General features: G+C 65.0%; 22 protein-coding genes. 8 read left to right on the top strand and 14 right to left on the bottom strand.

What is annotated here, in order from left to right; genetic code table 11:
- The first annotated feature begins 29 nt into the window (after positions 1 to 29).
- The 6 genes from Q1L59_RS13720 (at position 30) to Q1L59_RS13695 (ending at position 7,234) form a co-directional block, all read left to right on the top strand.
- The gene (locus Q1L59_RS13720) at positions 30 to 767 is read left to right on the top strand and encodes a hypothetical protein (RefSeq protein WP_300333140.1); all 738 of its coding nucleotides are present in this window, start codon (positions 30 to 32) and stop codon (positions 765 to 767) included.
- A 458-nt stretch (positions 768 to 1,225) separates the two neighbouring features.
- Positions 1,226 to 1,579, top strand: a complete 354-nt coding sequence (locus Q1L59_RS13715; protein WP_300333138.1) for a hypothetical protein — start codon at positions 1,226 to 1,228, stop codon at positions 1,577 to 1,579.
- A 19-nt stretch (positions 1,580 to 1,598) separates the two neighbouring features.
- Positions 1,599 to 2,816 carry a lytic murein transglycosylase gene (locus Q1L59_RS13710; protein WP_300333136.1) on the top strand — a complete coding sequence of 406 codons (1,218 nt, stop codon included), beginning with the start codon at positions 1,599 to 1,601 and terminating at the stop codon, positions 2,814 to 2,816.
- Between the two features lie 160 nt (positions 2,817 to 2,976).
- Complete coding sequence (locus Q1L59_RS13705; RefSeq protein WP_300333133.1) at positions 2,977 to 3,639, top strand: ABC transporter ATP-binding protein; 663 nt, start codon at positions 2,977 to 2,979, stop codon at positions 3,637 to 3,639.
- Positions 3,636 to 6,140 carry an ABC transporter permease gene (locus tag Q1L59_RS13700; RefSeq protein ID WP_300333132.1) on the top strand — a complete coding sequence of 835 codons (2,505 nt, stop codon included), beginning with the start codon at positions 3,636 to 3,638 and terminating at the stop codon, positions 6,138 to 6,140. The genes Q1L59_RS13705 and Q1L59_RS13700 overlap by 4 nt, the downstream gene beginning before the upstream one ends.
- A 17-nt stretch (positions 6,141 to 6,157) precedes the next feature.
- A complete protein-coding gene (locus Q1L59_RS13695) occupies positions 6,158 to 7,234 on the top strand; it encodes a lipocalin-like domain-containing protein (protein WP_300333129.1) in 1,077 nt (358 codons plus the stop codon).
- Positions 7,235 to 7,259: 25 nt separating this feature from the next.
- Here Q1L59_RS13695 and Q1L59_RS13690 read toward each other — a convergent pair whose 3' ends face one another.
- Positions 7,260 to 7,550, bottom strand: coding sequence for a DUF2502 domain-containing protein (locus Q1L59_RS13690; protein WP_300333126.1), 291 nt, complete (start codon positions 7,548 to 7,550; stop codon positions 7,260 to 7,262).
- Between the two features lie 192 nt (positions 7,551 to 7,742).
- The gene (locus Q1L59_RS13685; RefSeq protein ID WP_300333124.1) at positions 7,743 to 9,251 is read right to left on the bottom strand and encodes a cyclic nucleotide-binding domain-containing protein; all 1,509 of its coding nucleotides are present in this window, start codon (positions 9,249 to 9,251) and stop codon (positions 7,743 to 7,745) included.
- Positions 9,252 to 9,733: 482 nt separating this feature from the next.
- Between Q1L59_RS13685 and maiA the strand changes: the two genes are divergently transcribed.
- Positions 9,734 to 10,381 carry a maleylacetoacetate isomerase gene (maiA, locus tag Q1L59_RS13680; protein ID WP_300333122.1) on the top strand — a complete coding sequence of 216 codons (648 nt, stop codon included), beginning with the start codon at positions 9,734 to 9,736 and terminating at the stop codon, positions 10,379 to 10,381.
- A 110-nt stretch (positions 10,382 to 10,491) separates the two neighbouring features.
- Here the strand turns inward: maiA and Q1L59_RS13675 are convergent, their stop codons facing one another.
- Positions 10,492 to 10,719 carry a hypothetical protein gene (locus Q1L59_RS13675; protein ID WP_300333120.1) on the bottom strand — a complete coding sequence of 76 codons (228 nt, stop codon included), beginning with the start codon at positions 10,717 to 10,719 and terminating at the stop codon, positions 10,492 to 10,494.
- Positions 10,720 to 10,850: 131 nt separating this feature from the next.
- On the opposite strand from Q1L59_RS13675, the gene Q1L59_RS13670 reads away from it, so the two are divergent.
- Positions 10,851 to 11,660, top strand: a complete 810-nt coding sequence (locus Q1L59_RS13670) for a DUF2189 domain-containing protein (protein ID WP_300333117.1) — start codon at positions 10,851 to 10,853, stop codon at positions 11,658 to 11,660.
- A gap of 28 nt (positions 11,661 to 11,688) precedes the next feature.
- Here the strand turns inward: Q1L59_RS13670 and Q1L59_RS13665 are convergent, their stop codons facing one another.
- The 11 genes from Q1L59_RS13665 to Q1L59_RS13615 form a co-directional block, all read right to left on the bottom strand.
- Positions 11,689 to 12,549, bottom strand: coding sequence for an amino acid ABC transporter substrate-binding protein (locus Q1L59_RS13665; protein ID WP_300333115.1), 861 nt, complete (start codon positions 12,547 to 12,549; stop codon positions 11,689 to 11,691).
- A gap of 86 nt (positions 12,550 to 12,635) precedes the next feature.
- The gene (locus tag Q1L59_RS13660; RefSeq protein ID WP_300333112.1) at positions 12,636 to 13,421 is read right to left on the bottom strand and encodes a 3'-5' exonuclease; all 786 of its coding nucleotides are present in this window, start codon (positions 13,419 to 13,421) and stop codon (positions 12,636 to 12,638) included.
- Between the two features lie 7 nt (positions 13,422 to 13,428).
- On the bottom strand, positions 13,429 to 14,328 hold the full coding sequence (gene cysM, locus Q1L59_RS13655) for a cysteine synthase CysM (protein WP_300333109.1): 900 nt from the start codon (positions 14,326 to 14,328) through the stop codon (positions 13,429 to 13,431).
- Entirely contained in the window at positions 14,321 to 15,325 is a 1,005-nt protein-coding gene (gene rfaD, locus Q1L59_RS13650; protein ID WP_300333108.1) for an ADP-glyceromanno-heptose 6-epimerase, read from the bottom strand. Before rfaD ends, cysM begins: the two co-directional genes overlap by 8 nt.
- 14 nt (positions 15,326 to 15,339) lie before the next feature.
- Positions 15,340 to 16,272 (bottom strand): D-glycero-beta-D-manno-heptose-7-phosphate kinase, encoded by a 933-nt coding sequence (rfaE1, locus tag Q1L59_RS13645; RefSeq protein ID WP_300333106.1) that lies wholly within the window; start codon positions 16,270 to 16,272, stop codon positions 15,340 to 15,342.
- A gap of 215 nt (positions 16,273 to 16,487) precedes the next feature.
- Entirely contained in the window at positions 16,488 to 17,657 is a 1,170-nt protein-coding gene (gene lapB, locus Q1L59_RS13640) for a lipopolysaccharide assembly protein LapB (protein WP_300333103.1), read from the bottom strand.
- A 53-nt stretch (positions 17,658 to 17,710) separates the two neighbouring features.
- The gene (locus Q1L59_RS13635; protein WP_300333101.1) at positions 17,711 to 17,992 is read right to left on the bottom strand and encodes a lipopolysaccharide assembly LapA domain-containing protein; all 282 of its coding nucleotides are present in this window, start codon (positions 17,990 to 17,992) and stop codon (positions 17,711 to 17,713) included.
- Positions 17,993 to 18,055: 63 nt separating this feature from the next.
- Complete coding sequence (locus Q1L59_RS13630; protein WP_300333098.1) at positions 18,056 to 18,352, bottom strand: integration host factor subunit beta; 297 nt, start codon at positions 18,350 to 18,352, stop codon at positions 18,056 to 18,058.
- A gap of 8 nt (positions 18,353 to 18,360) precedes the next feature.
- Positions 18,361 to 20,058 carry a 30S ribosomal protein S1 gene (rpsA, locus tag Q1L59_RS13625; RefSeq protein ID WP_300333095.1) on the bottom strand — a complete coding sequence of 566 codons (1,698 nt, stop codon included), beginning with the start codon at positions 20,056 to 20,058 and terminating at the stop codon, positions 18,361 to 18,363.
- A gap of 188 nt (positions 20,059 to 20,246) precedes the next feature.
- A complete protein-coding gene (locus Q1L59_RS13620) occupies positions 20,247 to 22,220 on the bottom strand; it encodes a bifunctional 3-phosphoshikimate 1-carboxyvinyltransferase/cytidylate kinase (protein ID WP_300333093.1) in 1,974 nt (657 codons plus the stop codon).
- A complete protein-coding gene (locus Q1L59_RS13615; RefSeq protein WP_300333090.1) occupies positions 22,217 to 23,104 on the bottom strand; it encodes a prephenate dehydrogenase/arogenate dehydrogenase family protein in 888 nt (295 codons plus the stop codon). The genes Q1L59_RS13620 and Q1L59_RS13615 overlap by 4 nt, the downstream gene beginning before the upstream one ends.
- Positions 23,105 to 23,123 lie beyond the last annotated feature (19 nt).

The following is a 23,123-nucleotide window of genomic DNA, read 5'->3' as shown; positions in this document are numbered from 1 at the left end:
ACACGGCGGCGGGCAGCACGAGATAATGCATGTCCATGGATGACTTGACGACTTCGCACGATAAACAGCGCAGCGCCGACGCCTTGCGGCAGCATCTGAAATCGGCCAAGGCACTACGCGAGCTGGCCAATGTAGCACCGCTTGCCGCAGACCATCGCTTGCGCCTGCGCGCCTGGCAGGCGGCCCGCCTGGCCCGCACGCACACCGACCTGCTGAGCAGCCGGCGCTACGCGCAGGCGGCGCAGTTCTTTCTCTCCGACCTCTACGGACCAAAGGACTTCAGCAGCCGCGACGAAGAAGTCGAGCGCATCCTTCCGCTGCTGATCAAGATGCTGCCCGCCTCGGCGCTGCATACCGTCGCCCTGGCGGTCGAACTGGATGCGCTGACCGAAGAACTCGACTCGGCGATGGTCGCCCAGTTGCACCGCGCCGGCCTGATCGAGCAGATCGACGACGACGCGTATGCGACGGCCTACCGCGCTGTCGGCCGTCGGCCCGAACGCGAGCGCCAGATCGTGCTCATTCGCCAGACCGGCGAAGCGCTCGACCGGTTGGCGAGAAAACCGCTGCTTGCCGGTCTGCTCAAGCTGATGCACGCACCGGCGCAACTGGCCGGACTCGCCGACTTGCACGAGTTTCTTGACCGCGGTTTTCGGGCGTTTCGCGGCATGGGTGCGGCGGACGAATTCCTCGACTCGATCGAGTCCAAGGAAAAGACGCTGCTCGGCAAACTGTTCGCCAATGCTGGAGAACCGTTCGCGCTCTGAACCGGTAGCAAGCAAGGATCCTCCAGCGCCCGCCAACGACGCGACAGCGCGATGGGCTGCGCGTGCAGGCGGCGAGAGGGCCAGCCCGCCGCTCGCCGGCGCAGAAGTCGTGTCGCGCCATGGCGACGTGTTCACAAGCTCCGGGCAAGCACTTCGTACACGCCGTCACACAACGGAACGCAGAACATACAGACGAATAGCGGCTCGATCGGTAGCATTCGAACTGTCGCCGGGGCGCTCCTCCTCCCCTCCCCCCTCCCCCGGATCGTCACGGCGACAGCAGCACCGGCCCGCCCAGTCCTCTCCCTCTGAGCGGGCCTTTTTTCGCCCGGCGTCGGCCGCCGGGCGAAAAAAGGCCAGTTACGCGGCGATGGCACGGCGAGCGACCGGGCATTACAATACGCGGCGCTTGTCGTCCGGACAAGAACGCAGGAAACAGGAAAGGAGACAGCAGGCCGATGGGACCCTCACAAGCGAGCTTCTTCTTGCGCCAGCCCGCGGGCGGCTCGGCGCTTGGCGTGATCAGCCGGGTGCTGACGATGCTTGCCGGCGCTGCCCTGCTCGTCGTCGGTCTGATGTTCTCTTTGCTCGCCGTCGGCATCGTACTCGTCACCGGCCTGCTGCTCTTTCTCTACGTGAAGTGGCGGACGCGCCATCTGCGCAAGCATTTGCGCGAGCAGCAAGCGGCGCACGCGCAGCACGCCGGCGCGGGCGATCCCAATGTCAGTGGTCTGGTCATTGAAGGCGAAGTCCTCGCTGCCGAATACGATACCCCGGCAAGCGAAGCGACGCCTCGCCTGGACCACCGCTGAACCGCCTGGCGAAGCGGCGATGAGGCTGTCGGCACGCCTCCTGCTGCCCCTCGTCCTGGCGGCCGCCAGCCTCTCCGCGGCGCCGGTCGCGCGGGCGCAGAATCAGGGTTTCTCGTCATGTCTGGCGGCGCTGCGCGGCGACGCGCCGGCGCGCGGCGTTTCGCTGCCTGCCTTCGACCGCCTGACGCAGGGCTTGTCGCCGGACATGAGCGTGCTGGAGTTTCTCGACTATCAGCCGGAGTTTCGCACGCCGATCTGGGACTATCTGGCCGGACTGGTCGATGAGGAAAGAATCAACGACGGAATCGCGTTGCGCGAAAAGTGGGCCAGCACGCTGGCCGCTGCGGCCGAGCGCTATCAGGTCGATGCGGCGACCGTCGTCGCCGTCTGGGGAGTCGAAAGCAACTATGGGCGCAACTTCGGCAAACGGCCGCTGCTCACCTCGCTCGCCACGCTCGCCTGCTTCGGGCGTCGCCAAACCTACTTCCGCGGCGAATTTTTCAGTACGCTGAAGATCCTCGCCGCCGGCGACATTGCGCCCGAGCGCCTGGTCGGCTCGTGGGCCGGCGCTTTCGGCCACACGCAGTTCATGCCGTCAACGTTTCTCCGCCTGGCCGTCGACGGTGATGGCGACGGCCGCCGCGACCTGATCGACAGCATTCCCGATGCTTTGGCCTCGACCGCCAACTTCCTGCATCGCGCCGGCTGGCGTTCGGGTGAGCCCTGGGGTTACGAAGTCGTCCTGCCACCCGGTCTCGACACCAGCAACGCCGGGCGACGCAACAAGCGAGCGCTGGCCGAATGGAAGACGCTGGGTGTGCGCCGCGCCGACGGTCAGGCGCTCACCCCCGGTGACGCGGCCGCCGGACTTCTTCTGCCCGCCGGACCACAGGGTCCGGCTTTTCTTGTCCTGCGCAATTTCGATGTGATCTACGGCTACAACGCGGCGGAGAGCTATGCTTTGGCAATCGCCCACCTGGCTGATCGCCTGCAAGGTGGCAAGCCGTTTGTTGCCGCCTGGCCAACCGACGATCCTGGCCTGTCGCGCCGCGAGCGCCGTGAGTTGCAAACACTGCTGGCTGCCCGCGGCCACGAGATCGGCGAAATCGACGGCATGCTCGGTGCCAACTCGCGGCGCGCCATTGAAGCCGAGCAAAGGTCGCTCGGCCTGCCGGTCAATGGGCGCGCCGGGCAGAAGTTGCTCGCCGCGCTGCGCCCGCGCAACGCTGGCCGCTGAGGACCGCAAGCCCAGCGGCGATGGGCGTGTTCCCCTGCTGCCCCGCGCCACGCTCAACCGGGCCTGAAAACCCGCGGCGCGCCGCGGCTTTAACCGACCGGATGACCGACGACGCGCTCGCCTCCGACCAAGATCTGGCCAGCCGCCAAGCGAGCGCGCAGTGCTGAGCGTTGCCGATCTCGCCAAACGCCATTCCGGCGCTGCTCGCCCGGTGTTCAGCAGTCTCTCCTTTGCCGTCGCAGCCGGCGAAATCGTTGCCCTGGTCGGCGAATCGGGAATCGGCAAGAGTACGTTGCTCAACTGCATTGCCGGCCTCGACACCCCGGAAACGGGCGCGATACGCATCGGCCGCGCGCAAACCGACATCGTCCGCCTTGACCCGGCAGGGCGTGCCGCGCTACGCGCGCGTCAGATTGGCTTCGTCTTCCAAGCATTTCACATCCTGCCGACGCTCAGCGTCGAACAGAACATCGCGGTGCCGCTGCTGCTTGGCGGCGTCGCGGCGAACGAACGCGCGCAGCGCATCGAAGCGCTGCTCGCCCGCGTCGGCCTGAGCGGCTTCGCGCTCCGACGGCCGGCAACGCTTTCCGGCGGGGAATTGCAGCGCGTAGCCATCGCCCGTGCGCTGGTGCATAAGCCGGGCCTGATTCTTGCCGATGAGCCGACCGGCAATCTCGACCCGCGCACCGCTGGCGAAATCCTCTCGCTGCTGCTCGCGCAGGTGCGTGCAGAGCAGGCGGCCGCGCTGATCGTCACCCACTCGCAGCCGCTTGCCATGCGCTGCGACCGCATTCTGACGCTGACCGCCGAGGGTCTGCGGTGAACACGTTGGCCGCTTGGCTGATCGCCGCGCAGTTCGCCCGCCGGCGCACCACCAGCCTGCTCTCGCTGCTCGCCATCGCGCTTGGCGTCGCGCTTGGCTACGCCATCCACCTGATCAACGACACCGCGTTGGCCGACTTTCGCCAGGCGATGCGCAGCGTGCAGGGCGAGCCCGATGCCATTGTTGCGCCACGCGACACGACCGGCAGCGTCGGGCTCGCACTCGTCGAAGAACTGACCCGCGATCCGGCTGTACTCGTCGTCGCACCGGTCATCGAAGTACGCGTCCGGGTCGACCAGCACGCGCTGCCCGTCCGCCTGATCGGCCTCGATGTGTTCAGCGCACCTGCGGTGATGCCGGCGCTCCTGCCGGAAGGACGCGAGGCCCAGGCCAGCCGCGCCATTCTGGATGGCGGCGTCTATGCCTCACCGGCGCTGCTTGCCAAACTGGCGCTCGCCCCGGGCGATCACCTGAGCCTGTGGCGGGGCAATTCGCGCTGGCCGGCAGTACTCGCCGGCCAACTACCAGGCAGCCGCCCGGGCGACTTGCTCCTGGTCGCCGACATCGCCTGGGTGCAAGCGCATTTCGGCCCGCCGGCCGGGGTCGGCGAAGCACGTATCCGCCTTGCCCCTGGCGTCGATGCCACGCGTTGGCGCCAGGCGCTGGCCGAGCGACTGCCGAGCGACCTGCTGATCCGCAGCGACGACGATGACAGCGCGCGTGTTTCCAACCTGTCACGCGCCTACCGGGTGAATCTCAACGTACTTGCCCTCGTCGCGCTGCTGACTGGCGCCTTCCTCGTCTTCGCAAACCAACTGACGGCGGTCGCCCAGCGGGCGAGCCAGTTCGCCCTGCTCGGCGTACTCGGACTGTCACCGCGCCGACTGATGCTGCAGATCCTCGGCGAGGCGCTGGCGATCGGCCTGCCCGGCGCACTGCTCGGACTGGCACTGGGCCATGCGCTGGCCACCGCGTTCACCCAGACGCTGGGCGGCGACCTCGGCGGTGGCTACTTTTCCGGCAGCGCACCGACGATTATCGCTCGCCCGCTTCCTGCGCTCGGCTTCCTGGCGCTAGGCTGCGCCGCCAGTCTGGCCGGCGCAGCTTATCCGGCCTGGCTGAATCGCCAGCAGGATCTGGCGCAAGCGCTGAAAAGCGGCTTCGCCGAGGAAACGGCAAGCAGCAGTGCGCGACACCTGTGGCTGCCCACGGTCCTCGGCGTGCTGGCATATGGTCTGGCGCAGTTGCCGCCTGTCGGCGATCTGCCGCTCGCCGGCTATGCGTCGATTGCCCTGCTTCTTGTGATGGGAATTACCGCGGCACCCTGGCTGACGCAGCGGGTTTTCGCCGCCGGCGCCGAACTGCCGCTCGCCGCGCACCAGCGCATCGCCTTGCAGAACGTCGCGCAAGCACCGCTGCTCGCCCAGGTCGCGGCGAGCGGCCTGATCGTCAGCTTCGCCCTGACGATCAGCATGGTCACCATGGTTTCCAGCTTTCGCCTCGCTGTCGACCGTTGGCTGGACGAGGTGCTGCCGGCACCGCTCTATCTCCGCGGCAAGGCAACCCCGTTGCCGGATGAGCTGCTCGCCGCACTGCGCCAGCCTGATTCGCCGTTCGCCCGCTTCGAGCAAACGATGCACGCCGCGCTAGCGCTCGACGTGCAGCGGCCGAACGTCGCCTTGATCGTGCGCGAGATTGATCGTGACCAGCCCGAAGCTCGCTTGCCTTTTACCGGAGCCGTCAGCCAACCGCCACCGACGCAGCCGGTCGTCTGGATCAGCGAAGCCACGCAGGAGCTCTACCGGCTGCACAGCGGTCAGCGCGTGCGCCTGCCGCTCCTCGGACGCGAGATCGAGGTTTTCATTGGCGGTGTCTGGCGCGATTACGTGCGCCAGTTCGGTGCCATCGTCATCAGCCGCAGCGACTACGAGCGTTTGGGCGGCCGCTTCGCGGCGAGCGACCTGGCGCTCTGGCCGCAAGCCGGGCACAGCGCCACGGCCGCTGCCTGGCTGGCGCCGCTCGCCGCCAGGTTTGGTTGCGAGGTAGCCGATGCCGGCGAAATCCGTCAGTTGAGCCTGTCGATCTTTGACCAGAGCTTTGCCGTGACGCATGCGCTCGAGGCGGCTGCCATGCTGATCGGCCTGTTCGGCCTGGCGGTCACGCTCGCCGCCAATGTCTGGCTGCGCGCGCGCGAACTGGCAACGCTCGGCGCACTTGGCTTCGACCGCCATATGCTCAGCCAGGCGGTCATTCTCGAGGGTGTGCTGATCGCGCTCGTCGGCTTGCTGATCGGTCTTGCCTGCGGGATCGCGATTGGTGCAGTGCTGACCTACGTCATCAATCCACAGGCTTTTCATTGGCGTATGACGCTCAGCGTGCCCTGGCCAAGCGCCCTCGCCGGCGCTGCGCTGACCCTCGCCGCCGCCACCGTCGCCAGTCGCTACGCCGCCCGCCAAGCGACGCGATTGCCGTTGGCGCAGATCCTGGCCGACGCCCAATAGCCGAAAGACAGGCCGCCTTGTCCCGCCGAAACTTCCTGCGCTGCGCCCTTCTGCTACCTGCGCTGGCGCGCGCCGCCAGCCCGACGACGGTTTCGCCCTACCCTGCGGTCGTCCCCGGGCATCGGCTGATTTTCCCGCGCGACCACGGCGCTCACCCCGAGTTTCGTACCGAATGGTGGTACGTGACTGGCGCGCTCGATACTCCACGCGCCGACATCGGCTTTCAGTTGACGTTCTTTCGCAGCCGCCCGGGAATCGCCGAAAACTTGCACTCACCGCTCGCGCCGAGCCAGATCCTTTTCGCGCACGCCGCCCTCAGCCTGCCCGGTGACCGCCTGCGGCATAGCGAACGCAGCGCGCGGGCCAATCTCGGCGCTGGCTTTTCAACCAGCGATTGCGACGTGCACATCGGCGCCTGGCAACTTGCGCGCGAAGGGCGCAGCAGCGGCGAGATCTTCCGTCTGCGCATGCACAGTGCAAACTTCGCGTACGAACTCATCCTGGAGCCGACGCAGCCGCCAATGCTGCAGGGCGACGACGGCTACTCGCGCAAGGGACACGTACCTGGCCTGGCCAGCTACTACGTGAGCTGGCCGCAATTGCAGACCACGGGAACGCTGATCCTCGACGGCCGCCGGCACGCGGCAAGCGGACGCGCCTGGTTTGATCACGAGTGGTCAACCGCCATCCTCGGCGGCGCTGCCGTCGGCTGGGATTGGGTCGGTATCAACCTGGCCGACGGTGGCGCTCTGATGGCTTTCCGCCTGCGTGATCGGCAAGGATCGACCGTCTTCGCACACGCCGCCTGGCGCCAAGCGGATGGCCTGGTGCACCGTTTCGACGACCGATCGCTGAGCTTCACGCCGCGCCGCTTCTGGTCGTCGCCGCGCAGTGCGGCGCGCTATCCGGTCGAGCTGGAGATCCGTCTCGGTGCGCACGTGCTGCGCACGCTGCCACTTCTCGACGATCAGGAACTATCGACCAGCCGCCCGACTCCGCTGACCTACTGGGAAGGACTGGTCAAGCTGGAAGGCAGCTTCAACGGCCGCGGCTACCTGGAAATGACCGGCTACGCCGGCCATCTGCAACTCTGATCAGCGCAGCCCGGGCGACCGGGGCTCAGCAATTGCCCTTCTTCGCCTGACCGGGTGGGCAGTGGTGGCCGCGTCCCTGCGCCGGTCCTTGCCCCGCGGGTGGCTGCGCCTTGCCGTGATTCTTCTCCCAATAGACGGGGTCGCGCCAGGTTCTGCCGTCCCAGTAATAGCCGCGCCGGTCGCGCTCACCGATGCTGATCGTTGTGCCACCGCTTTGAATACGAACGCCCGGGATGCTGACGCTTAGGTCTGCCGCCAGGGCTGACGAGGATAGTACGCTCAGGCCGGCAAAGCCGAGAGCAAGCAGAGGTTTCATAGGGGTTTTCCGGCGAACAGGTGGACAAACGGTCAAGCGAAAAGAAGACAACGCCAGCCTGATCCGCCCGGTTGACCGACCCTGGCCAAAACTGCGCACAACGGGCCGCGACTCGCCGGGCCAGAAGCACTGCCCGCCAGCGGCATCACTGCGCTGCGCACCGGATTCGTCAGGCGCATTGCAAGCACCCCCTCACAAACCGAGAAAATCCTTGATCTTGTCGAGCATCCCGGACTTCGGGGCGGGTGCGTCCGCCAGCGGCGCGTCGAGAAACTGGCTGGTAAAGCTGTCGATGGCAAGCTCGCGCCGCCAGAGGATCTCGGCGATCGCTTCGGCAATCTGCGGCCGCGAGCGGATCAACTCCTCCAGCGTCGCCTGGTCGAGGCGGTAGCAGAAGACGTCGGTCTTGGCAACGACCGTGTCGCGACGCGCCTCACCGGTCAGCACACCGCGCTCGCCGAACGTCTGGCCCGCCTGGATCGTCCGGAAGAGTTGTCGCGGCTGACCGGGAAAGTCGATCCACACCTCGGCCTCGCCGCTCGCCAGGAGGTACAGCCAGTGCGCTGCATCGCCCTGATGGTAGATGATGTCGCCGGCAGCGAATGGCGCATCGACCAGATGCTCGCTCACCGTACGCAGTTCCTCTTCCTGCAGGCGCGCAAACAGCTCGACCTTGCGCAGGTCAAGCACGCGCCGCTCAATGTCGCGTCGGCGCACGGATTGCCGATAGGCATCGTTCTCCTTGGTCACATGTACCGACTGGCCGGGCACCGCCAACTGCATGCCGGCGCGTTGCAGGGCGGCAAGCACATGCACACGTACCGCCGAATCGGTCGGATCATCGGGTTGCGGATCAAGCATCCAGTAACGCAGCGCATAGCGCGCGTAGCCCGCACCAAAGTCCATCAGCACACAGGTCGGTGCCGGGTCGCGCGCGACATTGGGAATCTCGGCCGTACCGATCGTCTTTTCGACGTTGCGAATGACCTGCGCTGGCGGCGAATCGTAGGTGACGTTGAACCACACCCAACGGCGCCAGGGCCAGTCCTTCCGATCGACACGGCCAAAGACGACGAAGCGCCCCTTCATCAACTGACTGTTCGGAACGACAACCAGTTCACCGTTGCGCGTGCGGATCGTCGTCTGCCGCCAGCGAATCTGCGTCACCTGGCCACTCAGGTCGTCAAGGCGTATCCAGTCACCCGTCTGCAGCGAGTTGTCGAGTTGCAGCGCAACCCCGGAGAGAATGTTGCCCAGGGTATCCTGCATCGAAAAGGCCAGCACGGCGGTAATCACCGCCGAGGTCGTCAACAGACTTGCCGGATCGAGGCCAATCAGGTGCAGACGGGCCATGATGAACGCGCCATAGATGACGAGCAGGATGATGTCCTCGGCGATCCGCGGCAGGACAAGCCCGGCGCGTGGCAACACCACCCGGTACAGGAAGCGCGCGACCAGGCTGAAGAAAGCCATTCCCGAACCGATGATGAAAAACTGGTGCGCCATCAGCGCCATGCGCGAATAGTCGAGCGCTTCGAGCAAGGCAGCGCCGACCTGTCCACCGACACAGATCAGGAAGATCGCCACCGTCTTCCCGATACGCTTCTTTTCGTTGGGCAGGAAGCGCAAGGAAAGAAGCGTCACGATGACAAAGAACGCAATGACGAACTTCGTTTCGGACAGCCAGAAGTACGCCAACATCCTCGAGAGCATTCCTTCCACGAGCTTTCCTCCTGACACTCTGGCGATCTTGGGGGCGCGCCGCTGGCACTGTCCGACACCGCTACGGACGTTCCGGCGGGCTGCGGCAAACGCTGTCCGCGCGGGACTGGCGGCTGCCGCCACCGAACGGAGATGACGCAATGTAGCGCAACTTCAAGTCGATCGCCACATCGCGCCAGTGATCGGCAAAGCCGGCCCGGCTTGTTCGGACAGCCAACGCTCTTCGACAAAAGGAGCCCGGCCAGTTCGCGCCGGCGCAGCGCCGACGAATCGCCCGAGCCTCTTTACCATGCCTTACGCCGCGGCTCGCCTGGCCGACGCGAGGCCTATGAAGTTCGTCGCCTCAGGCGTCTGCCCCGCGCAGGACTGCCGGTCGTCGAACGACCTACTGGCTGCGTAGATCGTGCCCACCACTCAGGCGATAATGCGTACTCGGCGCAACGATGATTTCCGGATAAGCCATGCTCAAGCTCTACACCTACTTCCGTAGCTCGGCCGCCTACCGTGTGCGCTGTGCGCTCAACTTGAAGGGTCTGGCGTGGGAAGCGGTACCGATCCATCTGTTGCGCGCCGGCGGCGAACAGAACCAGGCAGCTTACCGCCTGAAGAGCCCGCTGGGCACGGTGCCGGTGCTGGAAAGCGAGGCCGGCGTGCTCAGCCAGTCGCTGGCGATCATCGAGTACCTCGACGAGACGCAGCCGCTACCGCCACTCCTCCCCTCATCCGCCTGGGAGCGCGCGCGGGTGCGCGCGATCGCCCAAACCATCGCTTGCGACATTCACCCGATCAACAACCTGCGCGTATTGAACTACCTTGGCGACCACTTCGCTGCCAGCCAGCAGCAGAAAAACGCCTGGTATCGGCACTGGGTGAGCCAGGGACTGGCGGCGGTCGAGCGATTGCTCGCCGGACATGCGGCAACCGGCACCTTCTGTCATGGCGAAACGCCAACCCTGGCCGACTGCTGCCTGGTCCCGCAGGTATTCAATGCGCGCCGCTTCGACTGCCCGCTCGAGGCGCTGCCGACCATACGCCGCATCGTCGAGGCCTGCGAGCAGTTGCCCGCGTTCCAGCAAGCAGCGCCAGCCAGGCAAGCCGACGCCGAATGAGGCCGAGGGTGGCCGACTGAGTGCGTGGACGGGGGCCTCGCGCCGACTTGGCGGGCGTCGGCCGCTGCATTCGACCGTGTTCCGCCCGCCTTCCCCCGCCCACCGGTCGATCAGCCGCGCCAACGCCCTGCGCCATTGCTCCGACCGGAGCCGGTCGCAACCAGCAGCAACAGGAAGCAAGCGACAACGACCAGCCCGATACCGGTCTGCAGCAGAGTCCCTACCTGAAAACCGGCGAGGTAGAAGCTGCCGGACAGCCGCACCGCACCGGCGACGACACAGACGAGCAGCCCGAGCACGCCAGCAGCTCGCCCCAACAACAGCAGAAGGCCTTCCATTCGATTCCCCCAAAGAAGTAGGTCGTCCCGCTACGGGACCGGCGGCGCCAAGTGTTTGCCGCTTGACCGGCATGTTACGATTGATTGCTGATCCATTCCATTACAATTTCAAAGACGGAGGGTAGACAGGGATGAGCGAAGAGAATGCAGCAAGCAGCACTGCGGCCGCCAGCCGCTTCCCGCAGATTCGCCGCATCGAAGTCAGCGCCATTCCGCGCTGGCTGCGTGCCGCTTGGCGCGATTTCTGCCAGTCCAGTCCAGCCAGTCTTTTCTATGGCGCTGCCTACGCCGCCTGCGGCTGGCTGATGCACGCCGTTTTTTCACACGCCTACGCCCTGTTCGCTGGTCTGACGACCGGCTTTCTGCTCCTCGGACCCTTCCTGACGCTCGGCGTGTCCGATCTCAGCCGGCGCATCGAACGCGGCGAGCAGCCGCCCCACCTCGGGCCGACGCTCGCCGCCTGGCGACCGAACCTGGCCAACGTCGGCCTCTTCGCCGCCGTCCTGGCGGTCGTCCTGCTCGTCTGGGCACGCGCCTCGATCGTCGTCTTCGCGCTCTTCTTCACCGGCGGCCTGCCGACTTTCGCCGACGTGGTGCGTACCGTCCTGACCTTCGAGCAAGCCGACTTCGCGATCGCGTACTTTGGCGTCGGCGGCTTCTTCGCCATCTTCGTCTTCATGATCAGCGTCATCGCCATGCCGCTGATGCTCGACCGCAAGACCGACGCGATCACCGCCGCGATCGCCAGCCTGTTTGCCTGCGGCCGCAATCCGCTGCCGATGCTGCTCTGGGCAGCATGCATCGCGCTTCTTGGCGCGATCGGCTTTGCCACGCTCTTTCTCGGCCTGATCGTAACGATTCCGCTGGTCGGGCACGCGACCTGGCACGCCTACCGCGATCTGGTCGTCGAAGAGGACGCGCCGTCCACCACCGCAAGCTGAGCGCTGGTGACCGGACTCCCGATCGAGGCTACTCGGGCAGCGCGTTAAGCTGGTAGAGGCTTTCCAGTTGGCTGCCCGGTTTGCCCAGGAAGCCGAACCAGCGATCGTGGATGCTGAGGATTTCCCGGCTGCGATAGAGGCGGGCGAGCTCGCGATTGATCAGCAGGCGAAAATCGGCGTCGTTGCGACGCAGCATCAGCGCATACGGCTCATACGAGAAAGTCTCCGGTCCGAGCGACCAGTCGGTCTGCTTGCCGGCGTCGAGTGCCAGTCCGATAAGCAACGAGCGGTCGGCAAAGTACGCATCCACCCTTCCGCCGAGCAAGGCAGCCAGTCCTTGCGTGTGATCGCCAACCTCGACCACCTCGGCGGCCAGTTTGTCTCGGGCAAGAATTTCGGCGAGCGTGCGCTGATTGGTCGTCGCCGCGGCGACGGCTATTCTTTTCCCCGCCAGATCGTCGACGCGACGAATTCCGGCAGTGCGGCGGTACAGGTAGCTGGCGCCGTCCGCAAAGATCGGCAGGCTGAAATCCACCTCCGCCATGCGCGCGAGTGAACTCGTCGTCGAGCCACACTCGACATCGATTTGCCCGGACCGGAGTTTACTGATCCGATTGGCCGGCGTCACCGCCACCCAATGCAACTGCAGTTCGTCCAGCTCGAGCTGCTTGACGACGGCCGCAGCAATGCGCAGGCAGAGATCGACCGAGTAGCCCCACGGCTGATTGTCCTCCCCGGTAAATGAAAAAGGAATCGAGCTCTCGCGATAGCCGAAGCTGATGCTCTTCGACGCGCGTATCCTGTCCAGCGTACCCGCCGCCAGTGCGGGCAGGGCGAGCAGCGACAGCAGGCTGACGGAAACCAGCGCACACCAGCGGGAGAGCCTCATACGGTTTTTCCTCCTCATCATGTTTATCCATTTCCTCCCGGGAAGCGGCGAGCGATCACATGCACGCCTGGCGTCGGCAACCCCGGCTAGCGCCAGGCGGCGAGAAATTCCAGCCAATGCGCGCGGCCGGTCTTCTCGATTTCGCGGCGCACGAACGCGATCTCTTCGGCATACTCGGCAAGCCCCAGTTCGCCGCGCATCAGGCGAAAGCGTATCGACACCAGATAGGTGTTGAGCACATCGGTCTCGCAGTAGTTCCGGATCGTCGCGGTTTCCCCGGCAAGCCATGCCTGCCAGACCTTGCCGCCGTCCATGCCGAGCTTGCCCGGGAAACCGATCAGCTTGGCCAACTCGTCGAGCGGCACGGCGGCGCGCGCCTGATAGAGCGCCAGCAAGTCCATCAGATCGAGATGGCGCGTGTGATAGCGCCCGATGTAGTTGTTCCACTTGAAGTCGCGGCTGTCGGCATAATCGGCGTCGCCCAGATCCCAGTAGCGCGGCGCGACAACGCCGTGCAGTAATCCCCGGTAATGCAGGACCGGCAGGTCGAAACCACCGCCGTTCCACGAGACGAGTTGTGGGGTGAACTTCTCGATCCCGTCGAAGAAGCGCTGAATGATCTCGCCTTCGCTCTGCTCAGGGGCGGCCAGCGACCAGATGCGCAGGTCCTTGCCGGCGCGCAGCAAGCACGAAATGACGACGACGCGCTGCAGGTGCAGGGGGAGAAAGTCGTGCCCGTGCGCCGCCCGACGCTGCTGGAAAGCCAGTTCGGCAACTTCGCTGTCGGACAGGTCGGAAGCCAGACCATGCACCCGACGCAGCCCGCCGACATCGGGAATGGTCTCCAGATCGAAGACGAGAACCGGCTTCATCATCCGATCAGGCAGGAAACACTCCGGTCGACAGGTAGCGATCGCCGCGATCGCAAACGATGCTGACGATCGTCGCGTTTTCGAGCTCGCTGGCCAGGCGCAGCGCAACGGCCAAGGCACCGCCGGAAGAAATCCCGGCAAAGATTCCCTCCTCGCAGGCCAGACGACGCGTCATGTGCTCGGCTTCGCCCTGCGATACGAACTCGATGCGGTCGACCAGCGCCGGATCGTAGATTTTCGGCAGGTAGGCAGCCGGCCACTTGCGAATGCCCGGAATCTGCGAACCCTCCTCCGGCTGGCAGCCAACGATGCGGACCTGCGGATTACGCGCCTTCAGGTAGCGCGACACGCCCATGATCGTTCCGGTCGTCCCCATGCTGCTGACAAAGTGCGTCACACCGCCGGACGTCTGCCGCCAGATTTCTGGACCGGTTCCGGCAAAGTGCGCCAAAGGGTTGTCCGGATTGGCGAACTGATCCAGGATGATGCCACGCCCATCGTTGCGCATGCCTTCGGCGACATCGCGCGCCAGTTCCATCCCGCCATCACGCGGCGTCAGCACCAGTTCGGCGCCGAAGGCGCGCATCGTCTGCCGCCTTTCGACGCTCTGATTCTCGGGCATGACGAGAATCATCCGGTAGCCGCGCAACGCGGCGGCCATCGCCAGCGCGATTCCTGTGTTCCCCGAAGTGGCTTCGATCAGCGTGTCGCCAGGCCGTATGTCGCCGCGCTCTTCGGCGCGGACGATCATCGACACGGCCGGCCGGTCCTTGACCGAGCCCGCCGGATTGTTCCCTTCGAGCTTCGCCAGCAGGAGATTGCCGCGCGCATCGCCCACCGCCCCAGGCAGGCGCTGCAGGCGCACCAACGGCGTTTCACCCACATAGTCTTCGAGCGTTCTATGCATGTTGGTCAAGCCACTCGACGTAGCGCGCAACGCCTTCCTGGACGGTCGCGAAGGGCAGTTCGTAGCCGACCTTGCGCAGTCTCGAGATGTCCGCCTGCGTGTAACTCTGATATTTTCCCGCCAGATCGGCGGGAAACGGAATGTACTCGAGCAGGCCGCGCTGCACCAGCTCGGACAGCTCCAGTTCCGCTTCTCCGGCGAGCGCACGGCAACCGTTGACCGTGGCCGCTGCCAATTCGTTGAAGCTCTGCGCGCGGCCGGTACCGACATTGAAAATACCCGACTTGTCGGGGTGATCGAGAAAGAAGAGATTGACGCTGCTCACATCGCCGACATAGACGAAATCGCGCTGCTGCTCGCCGTCGGCATAGCCGTGGCTGCCGGCGAAGAGCTTGACGCGGCCTTCGCTGCGGAACTGTCGATAGTGATGGAAGGCAACCGACGCCATGCGCGCCTTATGCGCTTCGCGCGGTCCATAGACATTGAAATAGCGCAGGCCGACGACCTGCGAAGCGAATGAACCGACCTCGCTGAGGCGGCGGCGAACGACCTGATCGAACAGGAACTTCGAATAGCCATAGACGTTCAACGGTGATTCGCACGCGCGCTCCTCGCGAAATACCCTGCCGCCACCGTAAGTTGCTGCACTCGAGGCGTAGAGAAACTGAACTTCCTGATCCAGGCACCAGTCGAGCAAGGACAGCGAATAGCGGTAGTTGTTTTCCATCATGTAGCGACCGTCGCTCCCCAGCGTATCCGAGCACGCGCCGAGATGAACAACCGCCTCGACGTCACCATCGAAGTCGCCTTCTGCCAGTCGTTCGAGAAAATCATCCTTGTCGATGTAGTCGGCAACCTCACAATCGACCAGATTGCGGAACTTGACTGCCCGCGTCAGGTTGTCGACCGCGATGATCTTGCGCAATCCACGGTCGTTGAGTGCCTTGACCAGATTGGAACCAATGAAACCAGCCGCTCCGGTAACAATCGTGTACATTGAACCTCCTCACCTCAATTGAGCGCAGAATCGAGCTCGCGGCGACTGACCACCGCCGTTCCCAGCTTGCCGACGACGATTCCCGCCGCCACGTTGGCGGCGCGCACTGCGTCGGCCCATCCAGCACCCCCGGCCAGCATGACGGAAAGCGTCGCGATCACCGTATCACCGGCGCCCGAAACGTCGAAGACTTCGCGCGCCAGCGCTTTTTCGTGCACAGCGCCGCCCGCTCGGACGAGCGACATTCCTTCCTCGCTACGCGTAACCAGCAGCGCCTCGAGATCGAGCGCACTGCGCAAATTCTCGGCCTTGCGCACCAGTTCCTCTTCATCTTGCCAGCGTCCAACGACCGCGCGCAGTTCGGCCCGGTTCGGCGTGACCACCGTCGCGCCGGCGTACCTGGCAAAGTCATCGCCTTTGGGATCAACGAGGACGCGCTTCCCGGCTGCACGCGCCAGCCGGATCATTTCGGCGATGTGCGCCAGCCCCCCCTTGCCGTAGTCGGAGAGAATCACCGCATCGCAGTCGGCCAGACGCGCGGCGAACTCGGCGAGCTTGGCGCGCAGCACCTCGTGCGATGGCGTCGTCTCGAAATCGATGCGCAGCAATTGCTGCTGGCGCCCGATGACGCGCAGTTTGACCGTCGTGCTGATTGCGCGATCGACGTGCAGGCTGACCGCGATACCGCTCGCCGACAGCAGGCGCTGCAGGCTCTGCCCGGCTTCGTCGTCACCGACGACCGAGAGCAGGCCGACCTGCGCACCGAGTGCCGCCACATTGCGCGCCACGTTTGCCGCGCCACCCGGCCGTTCTTCGCTCCGCTCGACCTTGACCACCGGCACCGGCGCTTCCGGCGAGATGCGCGCCACATCGCCAAACCAGTAGCGGTCGAGCATGACATCGCCGACGACGAGAACGCGCGCCGTCGCCTGATCAGGGATGTGCATGACGGCTCTGCCCGGCAGGAAGAAGCGTGTTGCCGGCAAGCGCCGACCGCGCTGGCCGCGACCACCGGCCAATACCCGGACGGGCGTCGTACTGCAGCCATCCGCCCAGATCCAGCGAATCGGCGGACAGGGCCTGACATAAGCGGACGAACAGGCGGGTCATCGGCAAGTACATTGAAGCTGCGCCGAGCAAGCGGCGGCAGCAAGGTTGCAAGCTAGGGAGCAAGATCGAATTCTTCGCTGCGCTTGGGCGAGTAGGTTTCCCAGCCGCCGCACGCCGGGCAGCGCCAATAGAACTGGCGCGCCTTGAAGCCGCAATTATCGCATCGATAACGCGCCAATCGGCGCGTGTACCCGTGCACGATTCCCTTGGCCAGTTCGAGATCGGGGCGCACATCCGGCGCAGCAACCAGCAGCCGCGCTTCGAGCAGCTTGTCGAAGCCGAGCAGCGTCGGATTGCGCTTGAGTTCATCGCGCACCAACTTGTACGCCGCTTCCGGCCCGTCGGCTTCGAGGACAAGCTGAAAAACGACGTCGAGCAGGTCGAGCGACGGATATTGTTCGAGATAGCCGTTCAGCAAGCGCAGACCCTCCTCGCGCCGCTCGAGCTTGCGGAAAGCTTCGAGCAGGCGCTGTGCGACCAGGGCAAGATACGTCGGGTCCTGCTGCTCTATCCGTTGCCAGGATTCGATGGCTGCTCCCGGCTGCTCCTGCTGCAGGTGGATGTCGCCCTGCAGCAGACTGGCGCGCACGCACTTGCGATTGCGTTCGAGCGCGGTCTGCAGGTAGCCAGCCGCCAGATCGTGCCGCGAACGAATCATCTCTGCGGCTGCCAGTTCGCAGAAATACTCGGCAATCTCTTTGTGCGAGGCGTAGTCGGGCAGCTCCGAGGCAATCGCGATCGCCTTCTCCCAGTCCTTTTCGAGCTGATAGATTTCCAGCAGGTTGCGCTTGGCGTCTTCCGCCAGCGCCGAGTCGCGCAAACGGTCGAAAACCTCTTCGGCCCGGTCGAGCAGCCCGGCTTTCAGGTAATCCTGACCGAGCTCCGATAGCGCCTGCAGTTTCAGCTCCTGCTTCAGGTCTTCGCGTTCGATCAGATTCTGGTGCATGCGAATCGCCCGCTCGGTTTCGCCACGCCGGCGGAACAGGCTGCCCAGGGCAAAGTGCAGTTCTATCGTCTGCGGATCAACCCGAACCGCCTCGACAAAAGCCTCGATCGCCCGGTCGGGTTGCTGGTTGAGGAGAAAGTTGAGCCCCTGGAAGTAGGAGCGCGGCAGGCTGCGCGACTCGCGCACCAGGTGCCGGATGTCGATTCGCGCCGCCGCCCAGCCAAGGCCGAAGAAAAGCGGGAAGAGCAGCAACTGCCAGTATTCGAACTCAATCATGCCCGATCAACCTTCTCCCTGTGCAGCGCCCGCAGCGTCTTCCCCCGACCCGATCACACGCGCTGTTCGCGCTCGCCAGATCGTGGCAAACGTGCCTGTTCGAGCTCCCGCCTGAGCCCAGCCAGCTCACGACGCATATGAAAGATGGTCGCCATCAGCGACAACACGGCGAGAATGGCCCCGCCAATAAAGAAACTCAGGAGAACGATCACCAAGGGCGCGTGCCAAGCCAGGTCGAAGAAGAAGCGCACGGCGACCGGATCGGTGTTGCGCACGGCAAACGCAAAGAGGAAGAGAAAAAGCAGAATCCGCGACAGCCAGAGCAGCGTACGCATCACTCACTTCCCGGCGAGAAACGGGCGGCTCGCGCCGCCCGCATGCTACGACTAAGCGACCACTCAGACCACCGGTTCCTGCGAGCCGTCGACGCGTTCCCGCAATTCCTTACCGGCCTTGAAGTGCGGTACCCACTTTTCCGGGACATCGACCTTTTCACCCGACTTCGGATTCCGGCCGGTGCGTGGCGGCCGGTAGTTCAGCGAAAAACTTCCGAAGCCGCGAATCTCGATGCGGTCACCCCTGGCCAGCGCTTCGGCCATCGCCTCGAGGATCATCTTGACCGAAAGGTCAGCATCCTTGGTCACGAGTTGGGAAAAACGCGCCGCCAGTTGAGCGATAAGATCCGACTTGGTCATCCGTCATCCTACTGAGGGGTGTTGAGCTTGGCCTTGAGCAAAGCGCCAAGGTTGGTCGTCGCCGAACTGGCACTGCTGTCGGCCGAGAACTTCTGCATCGCCTCGTGCTGCTCGGCCTGATCCTTGGCCTTGATCGACAGACTGATCGAACGCGTCTTGCGATCGATGTTGATGATCATCGCCTCGATCTTGTCGCCTTCCTTGTACACCTTGCTGAGGTCGTCTATGCGCTCGCGCGAGACTTCAGAAGCACGCAGGTAGGCTTCGATGTCGCCGTCGAGAATGACCACCGCGCCGCGCGCGTCAACCGACTTGACCACACCCGAAACGATGCTGTTCTTGTCGTGCGTGGCAATGTAGCTGGTGTAGGGATCACCGTCGAGCTGCTTGATGCCGAGGGAAATCCGCTCCTTGTCGGTATCGATGGCAAGCACCACGGCTTCGACCTCGTCGCCTTTCTTGAAGTTGCGGATTGCCTCCTCACCCGGCAGCGACCACGACAGGTCGGAAAGATGGACGAGGCCGTCGATACCGCCCGGCAAGCCGATGAAGACGCCGAAGTCGGTGATCGACTTGATCGCGCCGCGCACCCGGTCGCCCTTCTTGTAATTCATGGAGAACTCGTCCCACGGATTGGCCGCGCACTGCTTCATGCCGAGCGAAATGCGGCGGCGGTCCTCGTCGATCTCGAGAATCATCACCTCGACTTCGTCGCCCAGTTGCACCACCTTCGACGGATGGACGTTCTTGTTCGTCCAGTCCATTTCGGAAACGTGCACGAGGCCTTCGATGCCCTGTTCGATCTCGACGAAGGCGCCGTAGTCGGTCAGGTTGGTCACTCGGCCGAAGAGACGCGTGGTCGGCGGATAGCGGCGCGAAATCCCTACCCATGGGTCTTCACCCAACTGCTTCAGGCCGAGCGAAACGCGGTTCTTTTCCTGGTCGAACTTGAGAATCTTCGCTTGCACCTCGTCGCCGACAGCCAGCACTTCCGACGGATGGCGCACGCGGCGCCAGGCCAGATCGGTGATATGCAGCAAACCATCGATGCCGCCGAGGTCGACGAAGGCGCCATAGTCGGTGATGTTCTTCACCACACCCTTGACCACGCTGCCTTCCTTGAGCGCCGCAAGCAGCGCGTCGCGTTCCTCGCCCACACTGGCTTCGAGCACCGCGCGGCGCGAAACGACGACGTTGTTGCGCTTGCGGTCAAGTTTGATGACCTTGAACTCGTAGGTCTTGCCCTCGTAGGGCGTAGTGTCCTTGACCGGCCGCATGTCGACCAGCGATCCCGGCAGGAAAGCGCGGACGCCGTTGGTCATCACCGTCAACCCGCCCTTGACCTTACCGGTAATCGTTCCGACGACCAGCGTTCCGTCGTTCAGCGCCTGTTCCAGCGCGTTCCAGGCGGCGACCCGCTTAGCGCGGTCACGCGACAGACGTGTTTCGCCAAAACCGTTCTCGAGCTGTTCGATGGCAACCTGAACGAAGTCGCCGATCTTGACCTCGACCGCGCCCTGATCGTTGAGGAATTCCTCGAGTTCGATGTAGCTTTCCGACTTGAGGCCGGCGTTGACGACGACGAAGTTCTGATCGATGCGAACGACTTCGGCGGTGATGACTTCTCCTGGACGCATTTCCTGGCGACCCAGGCTCTCTTCGAAAAGCTCGGCAAAGCTTTCCTGCATGGTTGGGTTGGTTGACATATGAGTTGAGTTGAATGACCTGTCCGCAGCGCTGCGGGTTGAGTTGAGAAAAAACCATCCACCCGGACCAAGAAAAGCAACGCCGGCGGCAGGCAGCGGCCCTGCCCGGCAGTACGGGGCCGGGGAGTGACCGCGCCGGCCGGACGGCGGGCCGGACGGATGACACTGCGGGCGAGCGGTGAGCCGCCCTAGCCCTTATTCGGAAGCTTGCTGACCCAGGCGAGAACCTGCGCCACCGCTGTTTCGATGGTCAGATCCGTCGTGTCGAGCAGTTCGGCATCCGCACATTGCTGCATCGGCGCGACGCTGCGTTGACTGTCCCTTTCGTCACGTTCGCGCAGATCCTGCAAGAGGTCTGACATATTAGCAGCGATTCCTTTTTCGATCAACTGCTTAAGCCGCCTCTTCGCACGCATTTCCAGGCTCGCGCTGAGAAACACCTTGCACACCGCATCCGGGAAGACGACCGAGGCCATGTCGCGCCCGTCGGCGACCAGCCCGGGCGGCCGCCGAAAAGCGCGCTGGCGGAAAAGCAGCGCAGCGCGCACCTCGGGCAGGGCGGCGACGCGAGACGCTGCGCGCGATATTTCCTCGCTGCGGATCGCTTCGTCGACTGCGTCACCGGCGAGCAGGATCGCCCCGCTGCTGAAGCTGACGTCGAGCTCGGCGGCAATTGTCGCCATCCGGCCGGCATCGTCGCAGGCGACCCCGGCGCGCTCCGCCGCCAGTGCGGTCAGCCGATAAAGCGCGCCCGAATCGAGATAATGCCAGCCGAGCGCCTGTGCCACGCGCTGCGCAATCGTTCCCTTGCCGGAAGCCGAAGTGCCGTCGATCGCCAGCACCGGCACCGGCTGCGTCACCTCGGCAAAGCGCGCGAAGTACTCCGGAAAAGTCTTGGCAACGACTTCCGGCTGCTTGATGCGCAAGGGCACGCCGAGCGCCGCGAGCGAAAAGGCCATCGCCATCCGGTGGTCGTCGTAGGTGTCGACGACTGCCGGCAGCAGCGCCGGTGCAGGCGTCGGCGGGAAGACGCGGATGAAGTCGGCGCCTTCTTCGACGCGTGCGCCGAAGCGGCGCAACTCGCACGCCATGGCGCTGATCCGATCGGTTTCCTTGACCCGCCAACTGGCGATGTTGCGCAGCGTCGTCGGTCCGTCGGCAAACAGCGCCAGCGTCGCCAGCGTCATCGCCGCGTCCGGAATCGCATTGCAGTCCAGGTCGATGCCGCGCAAGCGGGCGTGTCCGCTGCTCGTCGCCGGTGCTGCGGCGGCCAACCAGTTGCTGCCGCTGCTCACCTGGGCGCCCATCATCGCCAGCGCGTCGGCAAAACGCACATCGCCCTGTATCGAATCGGCGCCCAGACCTTCGACGCGCAGGGGACCGCCGCCAAGCGCGCCGAGGGCGAGAAAATACGACGCCGACGAGGCGTCGCCCTCGACCTCGACCACCCCCGGCGAACGGTAGGCGCTGCCCGCCACGACGGTGAAGCGCTGCCAGCCCTCGCGTACGACCTCGACACCGAAACGCGCCATCATCTGCAGCGTCATGTCGACGTAGGGTTTGGAGATCAGTTCACCGAGCACTTCGACGCAGGTCGTGCGCCCGCGGCGCAGCGGCAAGGCGATCAGCAGGCCGGTCAGAAACTGGCTGGAAACTTCGCCGCGCAAGGTCACCAGGTCGCTGCCGTCGGCCACCGGCGATCCGATCAGCAAAGGCGGAAAGCCCTCGCTTCCGGCGTAGCGCAGGTCGGCGCCGAGTTGGCGCAGTGCCTCGACCAGATCGCCGATCGGCCGCTCGTGCATGCGCGCAACGCCCGTCAGGCGGTAGTCTCCGCCAGCCACCGCGAGCACTGCGGTCAACGGGCGAAACGCCGTCCCCGCGTTGCCGAGAAAGAGGTCGGCTTGCCTGACCGGAAAGCGCCCACCGCTTCCGACGACGCGGAAAACCGTCGCGGACTGCTGGACGACGTCGACGCCGAGCGCGCGCAGCGCCTCGAGCATACGTTCGGTGTCGTCGGAAAGCAGGACATCGCGCAGTTCGGTCTCACCGCTGGCGAGCGCCGCAAGCAGCAGCACACGGTTGGAAATGCTCTTCGAGCCGGGCAGGCGAACCGTGCCGGCAGCGCCCAGCATCTGCGGCAGATCGAGGAAGGTGCCGCTCATTCGCTGGCCTTTCTGTCCGCCCAGGCACGGCGGGCCTCCCGGGCAAGCTCGAAGACCGCTTCCAGGCGCGCCCCGTCGCCCGCCGCCAAGGCCTCGCGCAAACCTTCGAGCTGTGCCCGATAGCCGTCGAGCTCGGCGAGCAACGCGCTGCGATTGGCCAGGCAGATGTCGCGCCACATCTCCGGATGGCTGGCGGCAATCCGCGTAAAGTCGCGAAAACCGCTGGCGGCGTAGGCAAAGAGCAGTTCGTGGTTACTGCGGAGCGCCAACTCATGGACGAGCGCAAACGACAGGAGGTGCGGCAGGTGGCTGACCGCGGCAAACACATGATCGTGCTCGGCCGGGCTCAACTCGCGCACCAGCGCCCCGCAGCACGCCCAGGCAGCGCGCACACGCTCGACGAAGGCTGGCGGGTTTTCCGCCAGCGGCGTGATGACCACCTGCTTCTGCCGGTAAAGGTCGGCGCGTGCGGCGGCCGCACCGCTGTTTTCGGCGCCGGCGATCGGGTGCGCCGGAACGAACTGCCCGAGTCGTTCGGCGAAATGCTCGCGCGCCGCGGCGACCACATCCTGCTTCGTGCTGCCGGCATCAGTCACCACCGTCTGCGCCCCGATAAACGGGGCAAGGCGCGCCATGATCTCGCCGCTGCGACCGACCGGCGCGGCGATCAACACCAGGTCGGCATTGCAGACTTCCTGACCAACATTGAAACCGATGCGGTCGAGCAGGCCGAGTTCGAGCGCCTGCGTCAGCGAGCCGAGCGTGCGCCCGAAGCCGACCACTTCGCCGACCTGCCCGGCCGCCTTGAGCGCCAGGGCGAACGAGCCGCCGATCAGACCGACGCCGAAAACGACGACCTTGGCAAACTGCGGAGCGCTGCTCACCGCCCGCCCCCTGCTGCCC

The sequence above is a fragment of the Accumulibacter sp. genome (assembly GCF_029255125.1).
In the GTDB taxonomy this organism is placed as follows: domain Bacteria; phylum Pseudomonadota; class Gammaproteobacteria; order Burkholderiales; family Rhodocyclaceae; genus Accumulibacter.
Note: the sequence above shows the minus strand (reverse complement) of the source record. Positions and strands in the feature narration are given on the sequence as shown.